At 57.3% G+C, this 1,141-nt stretch carries 1 pseudogene; it reads left to right on the top strand.

The features are described 5' to 3' along the window. A pseudogene (locus tag KP814_RS32595) lies at positions 1 to 1,141 on the top strand (hypothetical protein); the annotation flags it as partial.

Here is a 1,141-nt window from a genome sequence, read left to right as displayed (position 1 = left end):
GAATGGCCATACGACGACGTATGAGTACAACATCCTGGATCAACGGGTTAAAACCCTGTTCCATGACGGCTCAAGCCTGCAGGAAACCTTCGACGCTTTGGATCGTCGCCTGAGTAGCATCGATCAAGCCGGTCGAGTGACCCAGTACGGTTATGACAAGCTGGGCCGTCTGGTTACGGTGACGGATGCGCTGAATAACGTCACTTCCTTCACCTATGATCAGGCCGGCAATAAGCTGACGCAGACAGACGCGGAAGACCGCATGACGCGCTGGACCTATGACGCCATGGGCCGTGTGCTGACGCGGACGCTGCCGATGGGACAGATGGAGTCCTTTAGCTATGACGTCGCGGGCAGGTTGCTCAGCCATACCGACTTTAATGGTCAGACGACTACCTATACCTACAATGTGAATGATCAGGTGAGCCGCATCGACTACGCAGACGGCGAGGTCGAGACCTTTACCTATAACGCCATTGGCTCTCGTCTCACTGCGACGAATTCCCTGGGAACGACGAGTTATCAATACGACGCATTGAACCGATTGGTGGAAGAGACTCAGCCGACTGGCGCGGTGCTTAGCTACAGCTATGACAAGGCGGGCAATAAAACCTCCGCCACCGTCACCTATCAGGGGAAAGCGGAAACGACCACGTACCTGTACGATGCGTTAAACCGTCTGAGCAAAGTGATCGATCCTCAGGGCGGCGAGACTCTGTACGCGTACGATGCGGTGGGCAACCGTGAGAGCGTGACGCAAGCCAACGGCCAAACCACCGCCTATATCTACGACGCCCTGAACCGACTGACGCGTCAGACCACGACGGATGCGGCGGGCAATGTCATCGCCGACTACCGTTACACCCTGCACAGCACGGGGAGACGGGAGCAAATCGAAGAGCTGCACAACGGCCGGGTGTCGACCTATACCTACGACGCCCTGTATCGCCTGACGCATGACGCGATCAGCGATCCTGTCAATGGCGACTACAGCGCGGAATACCGCTTCGACAACGTCGGCAACCGCACCTACAGCATCATCGACGGTGTCCACACCGCCTACAGCTATGACGACAATGACCGCCTGACGCAACAGGGCGGCGTCACCTACGCGTATGACGCCAACGGCAATACGCTGACG

Source organism: Hahella sp. HN01, from assembly GCF_018986435.1.
GTDB lineage: Bacteria > Pseudomonadota > Gammaproteobacteria > Pseudomonadales > Oleiphilaceae > Hahella.
The sequence above is the reverse complement of the archived record's forward strand: the minus strand, read 5'-3'. Positions and strand labels throughout refer to the sequence as shown.